Below are 16058 nucleotides of genomic sequence, written 5' to 3' on the forward strand. Positions count from 1 at the left end.
GTCGAAGCCCCGTACCGACCACCCCCTCGTGCCGATCGTCACTGCACCAGGCTCGCGCCGTCGAAGGCGGTCCGCTCGAACTGTATGTCCAACAGCTGGAGGATCGTGGGTGCGATGTCGAGGATGTCGGCGTCGTCGATCGTGACGCCGGGCTCATCGATCAGCAGCGCGGCGTCGTCGAAGCTGTGCATCCCGGTTCGCGGGCCCGGGTCCTCGAAGACCGCCTCGTGGCCGGTGAAGTCGGCCTTGAGGTCGAACCCGTCGTGGGGGATCGCCACGAGGTCGGGAGCGATCTCGTCGTGATCGCCACGGAAGGCGGTCTCGGTCTCGACGACGCGACGAACGACGGGTTCGCCGGCCGGGGATTCGAGGGCCTCGAGGTCCCGTTTCAGTGCCGCTCGGGTCTCTTCGTACTCCTCACGCGGAACCGACCCGCGGGGTTCACGCCCCTCGAGATTCAGGTAGAATCGTCCGGGGCCGAGCGAGTAGGCCCGCGTCTCGTCGGCGATATCGCCCAGGTTCGCGTGATCGCGGTCCGTGAAGGACAGCCAGTCGGTCCGTTCGAGCCACTCGTTGCAGTTGACGACGCGGTCGATCGGCGCGAATCCGTGATCCGAGGCGACGACGAGGGTCGTATCGCGACCGAGGGCGTCGCGAATGGCGCCGATGTGCTCGTCGAGCCGTTCATAGAACGCGAGGAACGCCTCGCGGTCGGGTCCGTCGGAGACGTACTGGTCAAACAGGAAGTGGTTGATGCGGTCGGGAGTGAGGTAGACGCCGACGAACAGGTCCCAGTCGTCGCGATCGACGTACTCACGGAACGCCTGCTGCCGGCGGTCGAGCGTCCGTCGGGCGTGGTCAAGGAAGTCGGTCTTGTCCGCGTGGTGGCCGAGCTTGGCGTTGACGTCGATCAGGTAGTCGATCGAGTCCAGATACGACCGCAGCTCCTCGGGCGTCGCGGCCGCGTCGACGTCGGGCGCAAGGAAGCCGGACACCATCCGCTGGACGGTCCGCTGTGGCGGGAAGGTCACGGGAACGTTGAACACGCTCGCGTCGCGACCCGCTTCCGTGACGCGATCCCAGATCCGCTCACGCTGGACGTCACGACCCATCGGGACGTAGGTGTCGTAGGACCCAACCTCCCGGTCTTGATAGCCGTAGACGCCGGTTTCACCGGGGTTCGACCCCGTGGTGATGGCCGGCCAGCAGGCGGTCGTCTCCGGCGGGTAGATGCTCTCGATCGACCCGGAAGACCCCGACTCGATCATCGCCGTCAGGTTCGGGAACGTCTCGGGCTCGGAGGCGATGAGCCGATACGGCACGCCGTCGATCCCGAGGAACACCACACGGGGATCGTCCGTCCCTCGTAACCGGTCGATCAACCCCATACGACACATACCACCCAGCGCGGTAAAAAGCGTGGAGGTTTTCACCGCCCCGCGAGACCGTGAGGTATGGAAACACGACGGGCCCTCCTCGTCGACGCGTTTACCGCGGAGCCGTTCACGGGGAACGCCGCCGGCGTGGTCCCGGACGCGACCGATCTGTCGGACAACCAGGCGCAGGCGATCGCCGCCGAACTCGGCGTCAGCGAGACGGCGTTCCTCTCCGAGCCGACCGACCCCGAAGCCGACCGCCGAATCAGATATTTCACCCCGACACAGGAGGTCGACCTCTGTGGGCACGCGACGGTCGCCAGCCACGCACACCTGTTCGAAGCCGGAACCATCGAGGCGGGGTCCCATCACCTCGAGACGAACGTCGGCGTGTTGCCGATCGAGGTGACCGACGACGGAGTGGTCCGGATGACCCAGTCGACGCCGACCGTCGAGCCAGTCGAGGTGACCTACGATCGGATCGGGGAGGCGATCGGGGTCGACCCGGCCGCGCTCGCCGACGTTGGCGCCGACCTCCCAAGCGCGCGCGCCTCGACGGGAGTGCCGTTCCTAATGGTTCCCGTCAACTTTCTCGAGCGACTCCTCGAGGCCACTCCGTCGATGGCCTCGGTCGAGGCGCTGACCGACGAGCTCGACGTCGCCGGCGTCTTCGCGTTCACCTTCGATACGGTCGCGGCCGACGCGACGATTCACGCACGAGCGTGGGTGCCCGGCGTCGGCGTTCCTGAGGATCCAGTAACCGGCACCGCAAGCGGTGCGTGCGGAGCCTACCTCCACCGGCAGGCGGCCTTCGACGGCGACCCGCCGGCGGAGATCGTGGTCGAACAGGGACACGCTCTCGACCGTCCCGGACGCGTTCACGTGCGCGTCCGTGACGCCGAAACGGACGCCGCTACCGCGAGCGTCTCGGTCGCGGGGCGGGCCGTGCAGGCCCTCGATGGCGAGATCGTCGTTCCGGAGCCGGACGACGACGACATCCTTGAAGCGTGAGGCCGTCAGGCGGAGTCGATCCAGACGTTGGACACACAGCACGAGTTCCACGCGGTCCACCCCACGCATTCAGCGCGTCCACACACTCCGCGTGGGTCATCGAGACTGACGACCGCGATCGTCCTCCTCGGCGTCGATAACGTCCTCAAGCCGGTCACCGCCCATATCCGACGCGAGGGCGACCCCGAGCAGGGAGACCACGATCCCGCCGACGATGAACAGCGCCAACCGCTGAGTCGGGGAGATGACGATCCCACCGGCTGAAAGCGGAGGCAGCAGCCGTTCCTGTTCGAGGAAGTACCCGGCGAACCCGCGGACCACGAGCCCCACCGCGACGGCGACGAATGGGAGGTTCAAAAAGTGGCTCCGGATCCCCTCATCCCGGATGAGTTCGTCGAGAAGTCGCCCGGTCGCAGCGGTCAGCGCCGCGCCGGCGAGCCACGGGACCGCGGCGTAGACGAGCTGTATGGCCTCGACGACGAGCGGTTGCGAGCCCGGCAGCTCCGAGATCGAGAGCGCGCCGAGAAAGATCCCGACGAGCGAGAGCCCCGCCGCGACGACGTAGGTGACGATCGACACCTTGCCGGCGTACAGTGCCGCCCGAACGCGATCCGGAACGTCGGCGAGGTATTCGTCGATCGCGAGCCCCTTATACAGCAACACGGTCCCGAGCAGCCCGGAGAGTCCGGCGATCGCGACCTCCGGGGAGAACCAGAACAACAATGACGGGACGACGAGCAGCCCGATCCCGACCGGAACCAGAACCGTCGATCGGAGCTCCTCGTCCGCGAGGAACTGTTTGAGGAGGTAGTACGACGACTCCAGGTCGTGTGCCTGTCGAACGACGACGCGGTCGACGGAATCGACCGGAAGTCGCGATTCGACGATCGGGAGGACGCGCTCGTCCTCCGCGGAGTCGACGACGACGATGGCCGACGTCGGGTCGTGGCGGTCCACCAGCTCGTCGAGTTGGGCGGCGATCGACCGGTCGGCGCCGACCCGTGAGTCGGATCCGCCTGAGACCACGGCGACGACCGCCTCCTCGCGGCCGTCCCGGAGGTCTCGGGCCACGCGGAGCGCCTCGAGGATGCAGTTGACGCTTGCGTCCTCGGGGTCCGCGAGGCCGATCTCCGTCACGAGCGATCTGACGGCTTCCCACCCCGAGACCGGCATCGGCACGCTCGTCTTCCGGGCCACCTCTCCCGAGCGGTCGACACAACACACCAACGACGTCACGGTCGTACCCAGGCACGGGTACGGTAAAAACCCTCATCCTCGACGGAACGATCACCCTCGGCGGAACGATCACCACACTCACCGCGTCCGGAGATCCACCTCGGCGGTGTCGTCGGCGGCCAGCACGCCGGCGATCCCGGAGCCGAAGGCGTAGGCGACGGCGCGGACGCCGACGCCGAGTCGATCCGTGAGGTCCCGCTGTGGCTCGAACTCCCGTATCTCGACCGGCTGCTCGCGGCCGAGTCGCTCGGTGAGTCGCGATTCGACGTCCTCGCTCGTCCCGAGGTCGTCGACGAGTCCCCGATCGACGGCGTCAGGTCCGAGGAAGACGCGGGCCTCGGTCTCCCGGACGTCCTCGGGATCGAGGTCACGCCCCTCGCTCACCGTCGCGACGAACTGGGCGTAGAGGTCGTCGACGATCCCCTGGAGGTACTCACGGTCGGCATCGTCGATCTCCGAAAGCGGATTGCCAGCTTCCTTGAACCGCCCGGCCGCGAACTCCTCATAGCGGATCCCGAGTTTGTCGGCCAACTCGGAGGCATTGGGGCGTGACCCGCGAACGCCGATTGATCCCACGAGACTCGCCTCGTGGGCCCACACCTCCTCACAGCCGGCAGCGATCCAGTAGCCGCCGGAGGCACAGACGTCGCTCGCGTGAGCGATGGTGACCCCGTCGAACCGATCGACGGCACGGCGGATGTCGTCGCTCGGCAGCACCTCGCCGCCCGGCGTGTTGAGCGTGAGCAACAGCGCGTCGACGGACGGGTCGTCGTCGGCGCGATCGATCGTCTCGACGATCTCGTCGGCGGTCGCCCCGGTCGAGGCGGCGATCGGCGAGGGTCGCCCGCCGTCACGGGTGATCGGTCCCTCGACGGCGACCTCGGCGACGTCGTAGTCCGCGAGGGCGTTCGCGACGGCCGCGGCGCCGAACCGGCCGGCCACGCCGGCGAGACCGATCGTCAAGAGCACTCCGACGAGCTCCGGTCCGGTCGTCGGTATCTCGAGAAAGACGATCCACCCGACTGTGACGCCGACCGCGGCCGCAAGCACCGCGGCGAGGAGGCCGAGGCCGCCGCGAAGCGTCTCGTTGCGGATATTCATGTCTATGAGGTCGATCCGCAGCGAAGTAAAGCCCCCCGACGGCATCGCTGTGTGAGTGAGGGTGTCAAAACGAAAGAACCGATCGAGAACGAGAAAACGCGCAGGTGACCGGGATCCGGCGCCGGCTTACAGCAGCCCCGTCTTCTGGAGCTTCATCAGGTCCTCGGTGTCGAGGGTCTCGCCCTCCTTGAACTTCTGATAGATCTCCTCGGCTTCCTCCTTCTCCTCTTCGCGCTTTTCGGCGCGCTCGTCCTTGCGCTCCTCCTCCTCCTGCTTGTCGAGTTCGCGCAGGCGCTTCTGGACGCGGACGAAGTCCTCGTGGTGCTGGTCGGCGGCTTCCTGGGCCTCCACGAAGAGTTCGTGCACCTCGTCGGCCTCGTCACGGATGTCGTCGGCCTCACGGTAGGCCTCGATCATCTGGTTGTGATGTTCCTGGGCCTTGTCCGCGAGTTCCGTGACCTTCTGGTGGTGTTTGGACGCCTCCGAGCGGACCTCCTCGGCCTCCTCGATGAGGTCCTCGAGCTCGCCGGTGTCCTGGACCTTGTCCTTCTTCTCGGCGAGCTGTTCGCGCTTGTCCTCGATCTTCTCGATGAGTTCGCGCTCGTCCTCCGCCGAGAGCACTTCCGTCTGCTGGCGGAACTCGAGGTCCTCGATCTCCTCTTCGAGCTCCTCGATCGACTTGCCCTCGTCGAGTTCGAGGTCCTCCTTGAGCTCCTCGACCTCGTCGAACAGCTCGTTGGCCTCGGCGTTGAGCTCGTTGCGGCTCTCCTTGTGCTCTTGGACCTGCTCGTTGAGCTCGTCGCGCTTTTCGCGGTGTGTCTGGGCCTCGTCGACCTTCTCACGCGTCTTCGCGTTGAGGTCGTCGCGCTTCGAGGCGCGCTCGGAGGCCATCTGGTTCAGCTCGTTTCGCCGGTCGCGCAGCTGTCCTGCGCGTTTGATGAGCTGACCCTTCGAGCCGTTCTCGAGTTCGTCCTCCGAAAGGTCGACGTTGTCTGATTCTTCAAGCGCTTCGATTTCGTACTGTTCGATGACTTCCTGTTTCGTTACCATTTTTTATCACTCCATCACCGCTCCGGATATGGCAGACGCTCGCCCCGATGCGTCCGACCGTGGATAAGAATTCCCGATCATTCGTCGTGCGGTTCCACCAGCGCCGGATGCGTTCTGGTACTTACCCATAGCCCCGTATGATATATAAATACTTCGGTGGCTAGAAGTGTGAAAGGAGGTACCATACCCCCAGAATTCGGCGGTTTCACTCGATCTCGGTCGGTCTACAGGGGTATATAAATGACAACAATTCACACGGGAGAGGATGGGAGCCGGAGCGACGGCGCCACACGGACGCCGTCTCTCGCCCGCACCACACGCACCCGCTCGGACACGGGATCGCCCAACGTACAGATCGCCCACGTACACGGCGTCGATCGGCGGACGTGAGTCGATCGGCCGGGATCCGAACGACTTTCGGCGGGGACCGCCGATGCGGCGGTATGATCGAACGCGTGGAGGGGCCGGCGCGATGACCGAACTCGTCGAGACGATCACGGCACGGGGACACGAGAACGTCCGCGCCGAACACGCGAGTACCTTCGAGGTGACCACCGACGACTGGCTCACTCCGGCCGGAGACTGCATCCTCGCCGTTGAGGCTGACGCGACCCCCCGGACGTTCGATCGGGACTTCAAGGAGGCCTGCCGGAGCCACGACGCCACGATCACGGCGACGCTGACCGTTGAGGGCCCCAGCCGGGCCCACGAGGAGACCATCGTCGGGTCGGGCCATCCGGACCTCACCCTGATCGACGACCGATCCGCCGTCGCGCGGACGAGCACGTACGTGGACGATCGGACGGTGATGGTCGACGCCGATGGCGCCGCCGCGGATCTCGATCGCGATCTCGTCGACGCACTCGCCGATGGAGCGCCGTGTACGCTGCGGCTCGCCGTCGACGCCTGACTGGCTGGCGTCTGGTGCACAGCACCGAGACGGCGAACGGCAATAGGGCGGCGAACAGCACCGGGAGGAACATCTTAACGGGAGGGCGACGAACTCGATCGTGATGGCCGAGGAACCCGATCGAAACATCAGCGGCGGCACCTCCGGCGGCGGGACGCCGGCGCAGTTCGAACCGGGCGATGGAACGTCCCGCACGGAGGCGATCGTGGACGAGCTGGGTGAGTTGTACTGGCAGAAGGAGTACGGCGGTCGGGACGGCTTCGAGTGTCTCGTCCGGACGATCCTCTCACAGAACACCGCCGACGTCGCGAGCCAGCCGGCCCACAACGACCTGCTGAACAGGTACGGTCCGCCCGCTGAACTCGCCGAGACGCTGGCCGAGGCCGACCACGACGAGCTTGCCGAAACGATCGCGGCTGCGGGCCTGTACAATCGGAAGTCGGAGGTCATCCGGAACGCGGCGCGCTGGGCACTCGAGGAGTTCGGATCAACCGCCGCCTTCGACGCGTTCGTCGCGGAGGGAGACCCCGACGAGGTCCGGGAGACGCTGTTGGGGGTGTCCGGGGTCGGCCCGAAGACTGCCGACTGCGTCCTGCTGTTCGCCGGCGGTCGCGGCGGTGTCTTTCCGGTGGACACCCACGTCCACCGGATCGCGCGCCGAACGGGGATCGCGCCGCCCGACGCTGACCACGAGGCGGTCCGAGAGGCGATCGAGGCCGCAGTGCCGGCCGAAAAGTGTGGGTTCGGCCACACTGCGATGATCCAGTTCGGACGGGACTACTGTACCGCACGCAAACCGGCGTGTCTGGATGGCCCGGAGGCGTGTCCCCTGTATGACCGCTGTGACCGCGTCGGGATCGACGAGATCGACGGCAACGTTCGCGACCCGGCCTCGGTCGTCGACGAATGACCGTCGATCGACCGCCGCGAGGAGGTCGGTTGCCGTGGAGAGATCGATCGCCGAGAGGTAAGACTAAGGCGCATCGCACCCCTCCGGTCGATATGGACCTGTCGGGGATCGACCGACACACGCCGCGGGGCGTCACGGGCGCGCCGCGTGAGGCGGCCGTCCTCGCCCCGGTGATCCACCGGGACGAGGGCCCCCACCTCCTGTTCACCAAGCGGGCCGACCACCTCGGGGAACATCCCGGCCAGATGAGCTTCCCGGGCGGCGGTCGCGAGCCCGTGGATGCGACGCTTCGGGAGACGGCGCTCCGGGAGGCCGACGAGGAGATCGGCGTCGCCGCCGAGGAGGTCGACGTCGTCGGCCGCCTCGACGACATCACGACGATCACCGACTACGCGGTCCGCCCCTTCGTCGCGACCGTGGTCGATCGGGAGTACGTTCCCGACGAACGCGAGGTGGCAGAGATCGCGATCCTCGCGGTCGAGGATCTGATCGATCCGGCCAACTACGAGTCGGAACGCCGCGAGACCGACTACGGAAGCCTCCGGATCCACTACTTCCACGTCGACGGCTACACGGTTTGGGGGGCGACCGGTCGGATCGTCGCGCAACTGCTCGAACTCACGACCGACTGGCGGATCCCGGAGGAGCCGGACCGCGTCGTGGGCCCGGACGCGGACGTCTCCGGCTGACCCTCCGGAATGACGTGCGTCACCGGGTCAGTCCTCGGCTCACTCCTCGACTCACTCCTCGACTCACTCCTCGACATCGCTGTCGCCGCCAGTTGTCCCCGCTGAATCGCCGTCGTCCCGGGCCTCGATCGTCTCGACGGCCTCGAGGATCCGCTCACGGAGGTCGGTGGCGTCCACCGATCCCCACGCCTCGAGGTCGTAGGTCACCTCGAGCAGTGTCTCCAGTCGCGACCGGTCCGCCGACGCGGCGGCATCCGCGACGTCCGCCGCCAGGCGGTCCCGCACGGTTCGGCCCAGCGTGTCTCGGTCGAGGTGGCGATCGGGAACGTCGAGAATGTGTGGGAGATCCTCCGCGTTCGGCGGCACCGAGGGAAACGCCGCCGGTCCGACCACGAGGAGCGGCTCGTCTGCCGGGCCCAGGTCGGCGTCGGCACCGTCGATCGGCACCAGGTAATAGTCGCGAACGGCCGCGTCGATCGTCGTCTGGAGCGCCGCGTCGTCGACGTCGGCACCCCGTTTGAACGCGAGCTCGGACAGTCCACGCCGCAGCTCCGACCGGGTCATCGCGCCGAACAGGTCCACGATTCCGGCGAGATCGTCGTGTGCGGCGACGCTGGACTCGATCCCGTCCGCTTCCGGGTCGTCCGTCATTCGTCGACCGCCTCCCGGAGATCGGCCGCCGCGGCCTCCCGAAGGTCGGCGACCGTGATCGGCGACTCCCGCCACGGGGGCAGCCGGTCGTCGCTCGCCGGTGGGCCGATCGCCTCGGCGTAGGTCTCGACCTGGTCGAGTTCCGCCTCGCGGTCGAAGGTAAGCCCGTTAAACGAGGCGTCGGTCGCGTACGATCCGACGAGCGTCCGCGCGGCGGTTCGATACCGATCGACGAGTGCGTCGTGATCCACCGTGATCCCTCGGTCGCGGAGGACGCGGAGCGTGGCGTCGACGACGGCGTCGCTCATATCGGCCAGGCCGGTCGGGCCCCGAACCGACCGGTGGTCGTGTTCGTAGCGGCCGAGATCGACCTGCGCCGACCCCTCGAACCCGCCGTGTTCGAAGGCGTCGCCGAGGGTCCCGATCTCGAGGCCCCAGCCGCGTTGGACCCGCAGCTCCGCGACGAGCTCGCTCGTGGCCGCGAACTCGCCCGCGAGGGCGTATCGAAACGACTCGAGGTAGTCGATCACCGGATCGTCGTGACCCTCCGCGAGGGCGCGGACGAGCGGACGGAACAGCAACCGGAAGAGCCGGCCGTAGAGGCGGTCATCCTCGACGCGGGCGTAGTACCCCTTCGAGAACGCGTACCCGTGTGCAAGCGGGAACAGCAATCGGGCGACGTAGGCGGGCGAGTAGCTCCGCGTGTCCGCGTCGTGAACGACGACGTACTGTTCGGACAGCGCCGGACCGAGCCCGACCCAGACGTCCCGACCCTTCCCACGTTGGCCGTCGAGCCCGTGGTCGGACAGCAGTCGTTCCAACCGCGGGCCGTCACACCACAGGATCTCGATCGGCAGGTCGAACCCCCGAAGCCACTCCCGGGCGGGACCGACGCAACCGGGCGAGGCGCGAAGCGGAACCACGACCCGGGCGGGATCGACGGCCGCGAGAGTGTCGAGCACGCGTTCGGCCGCCAGGCCCCCGAACTCCCGTTCGGTCATCGGGACGACGACGGCGGCCCGACCCGTCGGCGCCTCGGGCGTCCGATCGCGCAGGGCGTGCAGCGTGGTCACGCGCTCCTGGACGTACTCCATCGGCGGATCGGTGGGGTGGACGGGGGAAAAACGACCCGTTTCCGGCGACGTCGATGACGACCGGTCGCCGGCACGAGCGTGGACCGATCGTCGGCGTGCACGCGAACCGTTCGTTCACGTTCGTGTCGCTGAATCGAAACGACCTCGGGCACGGTATTTAACACGTCCGGCGACATACGGTGGCGTATGAAATCGACTCGGAAGGGCCTGCGCGACGGCGACCTAAAGAAGGACACCTACGAGCGGCTCACATGTGCGGAGTGTGACAAGCCGCTCAAAAAGGAGAACGACCCCGACGAGGTGTTCTCCGTCAGGGCCTGTCCCGAGTGCGGCGCCACGTACAAGGAACTCCGTTAACCGCCGATAGCACCCGATCGGAGACGACGCTCACTCGAAGACGGCATCGAACGCGTTCGCCCCGAGCGGGTCGAACGTGCCCGCGGCAACGTTCTCTCTCACGTGGTCCGGATCGCGCGCGCCGACGAGCGCACTCGTTACGCCCGGCGCGCTACGCGCGAAGTTGATCGCCCGCTGCGCAGGGGTCTCGCCCGCGAGCTGGTCGGCGATCGGCTCCGGGATCGCTCCGGGCTCGGCCAGCGCTCCCTGGCCGAGACTCGCGCTCGTCACGACGTCGACGCCGGCCTCGTGGGCGCGCTCCAGCAGCGAACACCGGTCGGCGTCGGCCGCCGACGTCGGCTGCGTCGCCCGCGTGAACGCGTCCGCCATCCGGACGTTGAACGGAACCTGCACTGCCCGAAAGCCGTGGTCGTCGGCGCCGGCGGTCGCGGCCGCCCGCTCGGCACGTTCGAGGATCGCCGGCAACGAGAGCGCCGACTCGTGGTCCGGCGGCACGCGGAAGGCGTCCCAGGTCGCGACGCCGTAACCGCCGATGTCGCCCGCGAGCCGGCGCCGTTCGAGGCGCTCGAAGGCGACCTCGAGGGCGTCATAGACCGCCTCGGTCGACCGTTCGGCCAGTTGAGTCTCCGGGTTGTGGACGTAGTAGACGTCGATCGTCTCCACGCCGAGCGCGTCGAGAGACCGGTCGAGCATCGCCTCGATGAACCCCGGCGCGATCGCGTGGCTCCCGTGGACGAGGTCGTCCGCCGAGAGGATACCGGTCTCCAGGAACGCCTCGTGGACGTAGGCGGCCGGATCGTCGGGGCGATCGCCGTCGAACGGGACGAATCCGGCCTTCGAGGCCACGACGATCGACTCCCGGTCGACGGCGGCCTCCGACAACGCCTCGCCGACCACGCGCTCGGAGCGCCCACAGCGATAGTTGCTCGCGGTGTCGACGTGGTTCACGCCGGACTCGAGCGCGAGCCGGATCGACTCACGATACCGGTCGTCGACCGCATCGGTCGGATCGCCGAGATAGGTCCCGATCCCGACGCTGGAGGCGACACCGGGCCCGAACCGTCGGAAGTAGGTCCGTCCGAAGGCGTCGCCGAACTGCTCCCGATAGCGCCAGGTACCCGCTCGTGTTGCCATCGCCGCCCGTAGGGGTGCGTGCCGGATAACGGCCGCGACTCGGGGGAAACCGTCATAGACGTCGTCGCCGCCACCGGCGCCGACGCCGCCACCGACGCCGACGCCGCCACCGACGCCGCCACCGACGTCACCGATGCCGCCGTGACCGCGGCATTCCGACCGCTCACGGGTCATCGTCGATCGCCCACGGTTTATAAGTGAATACGCGAGAAATCCCCGACATCGAATGAGTCGCAACGACGAGGTCGCGAGCGTCCTCGAGGAGTTCGCCGATCGCCTCGAGGCGACCGACGTCGAGTACAAACCCACCGCCTACCGGCGGGCCGCCGAGAACGTTCGCGACCATCCGACCCCGATCGAGACCCTCGTCGCGGAGGGCGAGGAGGCGGTCCGGGAGATCGACCGAGTCGGGGACGCGATCGCGGCCAAGATCGTGGAGTACGTTCGAACCGGCGAGATCGGGGAACTCGAGGAGCTTCGATCGGAACTGCCGGTGGAGATCGACGCGCTCACCCGGGTCGAAGGGGTCGGCCCGAAGACGGTGGGGACCCTCTATGAGGAGCTCGGGATCACCACCCTCGACGAGCTGGCCGCCGCCGCCGAGGCCGGCGAGATCCGCGAGGTATCGGGATTCGGCGAGACGACCGAGGAGAACATCCGCGAGAACGTTCCGTTCGCTCGCGAGGCGCAAAAGCGGGAGCGGCTCGGGGACGCCCGCCCGGTGGCGGACGCCGCGGTGGCGTACCTGGCCGACGCCGACCCGGTCGCAACGCTCGAGGTCTGTGGATCGATCCGGCGGTGGCGTGACACGATCGGCGACGTCGACCTCCTCGTCGGGAGCGACGACCGCGAGGCGACGGTCGAGGCGTTCACGGGCTGGTCAGAGGCGGACACGATCATCGAAGCCGGGACGAACAAGGCGAGCGTCCGGGCCGACGACCTCCGCATCGACCTCCGCGTGGTCGCCGTCGCGGAGTTCGGCGCGGCGCTCCAGTACTTCACCGGCTCGCGGGACCACAACATCGCGGTCCGGAACCGTGCGCTCGACCGCGGGCTGAAGGTGAACGAGTACGGCGTCTTCGACGTGAGCGACGTCGCTGACCCCGAGGTGGGCCAGCGCGTCGGCGACCGGATCGCCGGCGAGACCGAAGCAGGGGTCTACGAGGCGCTCGAGATGGCGTGGATCCCGCCGGAGCTGCGGGAGAACACGGGTGAGGTCGACGCGGCGGCAGCCGACGATCTACCGACGCTGATCGAGGAGGGTGACGTCCGCGGCGACCTCCACACACACACCGACTGGTCCGACGGCGACGCGTCGATCGAGGGGATGGTCGCTGCGGCCGCCGATAGGGGCTACGACTACCACGCGATCACCGACCACGCGACCGGCCCCGGCGTGTTCGGAAACACCGGCCTCGATCCGGCGGATCTGGCCGATCAGGCGGCAGCAGTCGACGCGGTCCGGGAGGAGGCATCGATCCCCGTCTTCCACGGGGTCGAGGCGAACATCACCGCCGACGGCGAGCTTGCGACCGACGACGACACGCTCGCCGATCTCGACGTCGTCGTGGCCTCGCCACACGCCGCGCTCGGGACGAGCGACGACGCAACCGACCGGCTCGTCCGAGCGATCGAACACCCTGCAGTCGACGTCCTCGGCCACCCAACCGGCCGGATGATCAACAGCCGCGAGGGACTGACGGTCGACTTCGAGCGGCTCGCCACCGTCGCCGCCCGCGAGGGCGTGGCGATCGAGGTGAACGCGAACCCGGCACGGTTGGACGCCAACGGCGAGGCGGTCCACGCCGCGATCGACGCCGGAGCGACGATCGTGATCAACACGGACGCCCACACGCCAGGGGAGTTCGAACACGTCCGGTACGGGATCCACACGGCCCGACGCGGCTGGGCCGAGCGTGCCGACGTACTGAACACGCGATCAGCCGATGGCGTCCGGTCGTTCCTCGAGGGATGAGCCGCGAGGGCGGCGGTAGCGGGACCGTCGACGGCGACGAGACGATCGACGATGATGGGACGACCGACGACGATGGGTCGACGGATGATGACGGGACGACGAACGGCAGCCGGACGGCCGACGACGAAACCCGACGAACGAGGACCGAACGGTTCCTCGTCGACGTGATGTGCGGAACGCTCGCCACCTACCTCCGGTTCTGTGGCTACGACGCGGCCTACGCGCTCGACCGCGGCGTCGAGGACGACGACCGGATCGCGTCGATCGCCGCAGCCGAGGATCGGACGCTTCTCACACGGGATCGCGAGCTTGCGGAGCGCGTCGACGGCGCGCTGCTCCTCGAGAGTCGGGACCCAGCCGACCAGCTCGCGGAGCTTGCGGACGCCGGCGTCGCCATCGAGATCGCGGAGACGCCGAGACGCTGTGGTCGATGCAACGGTCGACTCGATCGCGTCTCGGACACGCCGAACCGACCGGCGTACGTTCCGTCGGAGGGGTCCGTGTGGCGGTGTCGCGACTGTGGGCAGTGGTTCTGGAAGGGGAGCCATTGGCGTGACGTCCGTGCACGCATCGGGGCGGCACGATCGACGTGACGGGCATCGACCGATCGCGGATCGTGTGATACTCGATGAGCTGCTACTCGATGAGCTGCTACTCGATGAACTCGACGTCCTCGTCGTCGTCGGTGGTCGGGGTCAGTTCGGAGGACCCGCTCGATCCCGAGGACCGTGTCGAGCCGTTCGACGGCTGGTCCCCGGTCGCGGTCCGATTCCGCTCCCGGGACCGATCGGGGGACCGATCTCGGCTCGAGTCACCGGATCGGTGACGGCCCGAGCCATCGGTTCGATTCCGTCCGGGGTCGGGCCACTCGGTCGAAAAGCCGGAGCCGCCGTCCGCGTCGGTGTCGGTGCCCGTCGACGATCGGTCCGATCCGGTCGGGGTTCGGATCGATTCGGGGTCAGAGCCGCCGTCGCTAACGCTTGCAGCCCCGGATCCGAGCGTTCCGCCGGCTCCGGATGAACGGTTCGTACTGCCGGAACTGCCGGAACTGCCGGATCCCCCGAAGAGACCACCACCTGCAGTCGTGGAGCTGGCCGTATCGGGGGCAGCCGAATCGGGATCGGCCGTATCGAGGTCGTTCGTATCGGAGTCGGTCGCGTCGGCGTGTGACACGTCGGCGTCGCTGCCGCCGAGCGTGTTCGCGTCCGGGTCGTTGGTCTGTGTCTCGACGGACCCATCGGGCGTGCCGCCGAGGAGCCCGACGCCGCCGAACTCGTCGAGCTGGCGGCGATCGACCTCGACGACCTTCGTCTCGCCCTTGTGGGTCACCTCAAGCGTGACCGATCCGCCGGGGTCGTTTCGTGTCTTGAAGTTGGCGACGCCGACGAACAGACACCAGAAGGTCGTCGCCCCACCCAGAAAGTAGATGCCGGCGGTCGGCAGCGTGAGGTCGACGAGCGCCGGACGGGGGCTGTTGACCCAGTGGTAGGGGTACGCGTACGAGAACACCACGACGCCGAGCGCCATGATGGAGGCACCCACGAGGGCTGCCGCGCGCATCCGCCGATCGGCGGGGAGGACGCTCATTACGCCCAACATCGCCAGGGGAAGCCCGACACCACCGACGATCCCGCCATACCAGCGCGCGTCCGCGAGGCTGTACGCCTCCATCGACGGAATGATGTCGGTCCCGGCAGCGAGGATGCCGGCGACGATGAAGAGGATCCCCACCGCGAACAGTCCGACACCGAGGTATAGTCGTCGGAGGCTCGTGGTCGATCGACCACGCCCCCCATAGACCTCCGAAAGACTCGTCATATGCGCCCTTTATCCCGCATCCCCAAAACACTACGTCAGACGAGCGCGTGACGAAGCGGTCGGTGGGTCCATCCGACCCGTGCGGGAAAGAAACGGCCGGTCGAGAACGAACGGCCGGTCGAGAACGGGGATCGACCACCTTCGAAAGAATTACCGTCGTGCCCGCGGAACCAGCGCGGTATGAGCGAGGACGCAAACGAGGACGAGGCGACCGACGCGCCCGCGGTCGAGCTCGGGTCCGGCGCTTCGATCGAGGGACAGCCGGTGACGCGCGTCGCCTCACGGCTTGTGTGGCCGAAATCGAAAAGCGACGTCATCGATCAGGAAGGCGACGCGACGATCCGGACGCCCGACGGCGGGCGCGAGTTGGCCAGCGTGCTCGAGGAGACCGACGAGACGCTGTTCGACTCCCGCGGCGCGTTCGTCGAGACGGTCGCGGAGACCGTCGGACGCGATCCGGTCGCCACCGAGTAGCACGCACGAGATCGGAAAACCCGGAACTCGGTTCTCGAGCAGCCTCCGCCGTCCCGGATCCCCCGGCCCGATGGCGTCCCGGACTCATCGCTCCCTTTTACGACGCATCGCACTAATGAGGAAGTATGACGCTCCTGTTCGACCCGGCCGCGATCGACGGCGAGGACTTCGGCGAGGAGGAACAGCTGCTGGCGATGGACCACGAGGAGGCGATCGACGCATAGGTCGGAACCGGAGGCGGTGCGCGTCGGCGACGGTATACCGGCGGCGAC

16 protein-coding genes are annotated in these 16058 nt (G+C 67.8%); 8 read left to right on the plus strand and 8 right to left on the minus strand.

Annotated features, from left to right (window positions below; all coding sequences use genetic code 11):
• Window positions 1-38: 38 nt before the first annotated feature.
• Window positions 39-1388: an alkaline phosphatase family protein gene (locus OQF70_RS07340; RefSeq protein ID WP_280536745.1), complete on the minus strand. Its 1350-nt coding sequence runs from the start codon at window positions 1386-1388 to the stop codon at window positions 39-41.
• Between the two features lie 66 nt (window positions 1389-1454).
• Here OQF70_RS07340 and OQF70_RS07345 point away from each other — a divergent pair, with 66 nt between their 5' ends.
• Complete coding sequence (locus OQF70_RS07345) at window positions 1455-2387, plus strand: PhzF family phenazine biosynthesis protein (protein ID WP_280536746.1); 933 nt, start codon at window positions 1455-1457, stop codon at window positions 2385-2387.
• 96 nt (window positions 2388-2483) lie between these two features.
• Here the strand turns inward: OQF70_RS07345 and OQF70_RS07350 are convergent, their stop codons facing one another.
• The 3 genes from OQF70_RS07350 to OQF70_RS07360 form a co-directional block, all read right to left on the minus strand.
• Entirely contained in the window at window positions 2484-3623 is a 1140-nt protein-coding gene (locus OQF70_RS07350; protein WP_280536747.1) for a DUF373 family protein, read from the minus strand.
• A gap of 78 nt (window positions 3624-3701) precedes the next feature.
• The gene (gene sppA, locus OQF70_RS07355) at window positions 3702-4724 is read right to left on the minus strand and encodes a signal peptide peptidase SppA (RefSeq protein ID WP_280536748.1); all 1023 of its coding nucleotides are present in this window, start codon (window positions 4722-4724) and stop codon (window positions 3702-3704) included.
• A 126-nt stretch (window positions 4725-4850) separates the two neighbouring features.
• Entirely contained in the window at window positions 4851-5774 is a 924-nt protein-coding gene (locus tag OQF70_RS07360; protein WP_280536749.1) for a coiled-coil protein, read from the minus strand.
• Between the two features lie 472 nt (window positions 5775-6246).
• Between OQF70_RS07360 and OQF70_RS07365 the strand changes: the two genes are divergently transcribed.
• From OQF70_RS07365 to OQF70_RS07375, 3 genes are all read left to right on the plus strand, one after another.
• Entirely contained in the window at window positions 6247-6684 is a 438-nt protein-coding gene (locus tag OQF70_RS07365) for a DUF371 domain-containing protein (protein ID WP_280536750.1), read from the plus strand.
• Between the two features lie 103 nt (window positions 6685-6787).
• The gene (nth, locus tag OQF70_RS07370; RefSeq protein WP_280536751.1) at window positions 6788-7594 is read left to right on the plus strand and encodes an endonuclease III; all 807 of its coding nucleotides are present in this window, start codon (window positions 6788-6790) and stop codon (window positions 7592-7594) included.
• A 92-nt stretch (window positions 7595-7686) separates the two neighbouring features.
• Window positions 7687-8283, plus strand: a complete 597-nt coding sequence (locus OQF70_RS07375) for a CoA pyrophosphatase (protein WP_280536752.1) — start codon at window positions 7687-7689, stop codon at window positions 8281-8283.
• A gap of 63 nt (window positions 8284-8346) precedes the next feature.
• Here the strand turns inward: OQF70_RS07375 and OQF70_RS07380 are convergent, their stop codons facing one another.
• Both OQF70_RS07380 and OQF70_RS07385 read right to left on the minus strand, forming a co-directional pair.
• Window positions 8347-8934 (minus strand): hypothetical protein, encoded by a 588-nt coding sequence (locus OQF70_RS07380; protein ID WP_280536753.1) that lies wholly within the window; start codon window positions 8932-8934, stop codon window positions 8347-8349.
• Window positions 8931-10028 (minus strand): glycosyl transferase family 2, encoded by a 1098-nt coding sequence (locus tag OQF70_RS07385; RefSeq protein WP_280536754.1) that lies wholly within the window; start codon window positions 10026-10028, stop codon window positions 8931-8933. The genes OQF70_RS07380 and OQF70_RS07385 overlap by 4 nt, the downstream gene beginning before the upstream one ends.
• Window positions 10029-10214: 186 nt before the next feature.
• Between OQF70_RS07385 and OQF70_RS07390 the strand changes: the two genes are divergently transcribed.
• A complete protein-coding gene (locus OQF70_RS07390) occupies window positions 10215-10385 on the plus strand; it encodes an HVO_0758 family zinc finger protein (protein ID WP_021074843.1) in 171 nt (56 codons plus the stop codon).
• Between the two features lie 30 nt (window positions 10386-10415).
• On the opposite strand, the gene OQF70_RS07395 is transcribed toward OQF70_RS07390, so the two are convergent.
• A complete protein-coding gene (locus OQF70_RS07395) occupies window positions 10416-11519 on the minus strand; it encodes an aldo/keto reductase (protein WP_280536784.1) in 1104 nt (367 codons plus the stop codon).
• A gap of 226 nt (window positions 11520-11745) precedes the next feature.
• Between OQF70_RS07395 and polX the strand changes: the two genes are divergently transcribed.
• Together polX and OQF70_RS07405 are read left to right on the plus strand one after the other, a co-directional pair.
• Window positions 11746-13494: a DNA polymerase/3'-5' exonuclease PolX gene (polX, locus tag OQF70_RS07400; protein ID WP_280536755.1), complete on the plus strand. Its 1749-nt coding sequence runs from the start codon at window positions 11746-11748 to the stop codon at window positions 13492-13494.
• Entirely contained in the window at window positions 13491-14087 is a 597-nt protein-coding gene (locus tag OQF70_RS07405) for a Mut7-C RNAse domain-containing protein (protein ID WP_303651039.1), read from the plus strand. Before polX ends, OQF70_RS07405 begins: the two co-directional genes overlap by 4 nt.
• A 58-nt stretch (window positions 14088-14145) precedes the next feature.
• Here the strand turns inward: OQF70_RS07405 and OQF70_RS07410 are convergent, their stop codons facing one another.
• Window positions 14146-15312 carry a hypothetical protein gene (locus tag OQF70_RS07410; RefSeq protein ID WP_280536757.1) on the minus strand — a complete coding sequence of 389 codons (1167 nt, stop codon included), beginning with the start codon at window positions 15310-15312 and terminating at the stop codon, window positions 14146-14148.
• Window positions 15313-15492: 180 nt separating this feature from the next.
• Between OQF70_RS07410 and OQF70_RS07415 the strand changes: the two genes are divergently transcribed.
• Window positions 15493-15786, plus strand: coding sequence for a DUF5789 family protein (locus OQF70_RS07415; protein ID WP_280536758.1), 294 nt, complete (start codon window positions 15493-15495; stop codon window positions 15784-15786).
• Window positions 15787-16058: the final 272 nt, after the last annotated feature.

This window comes from Halopenitus sp. POP-27, assembly GCF_029889855.1.
Classification (GTDB): domain Archaea; phylum Halobacteriota; class Halobacteria; order Halobacteriales; family Haloferacaceae; genus Halopenitus; species Halopenitus malekzadehii.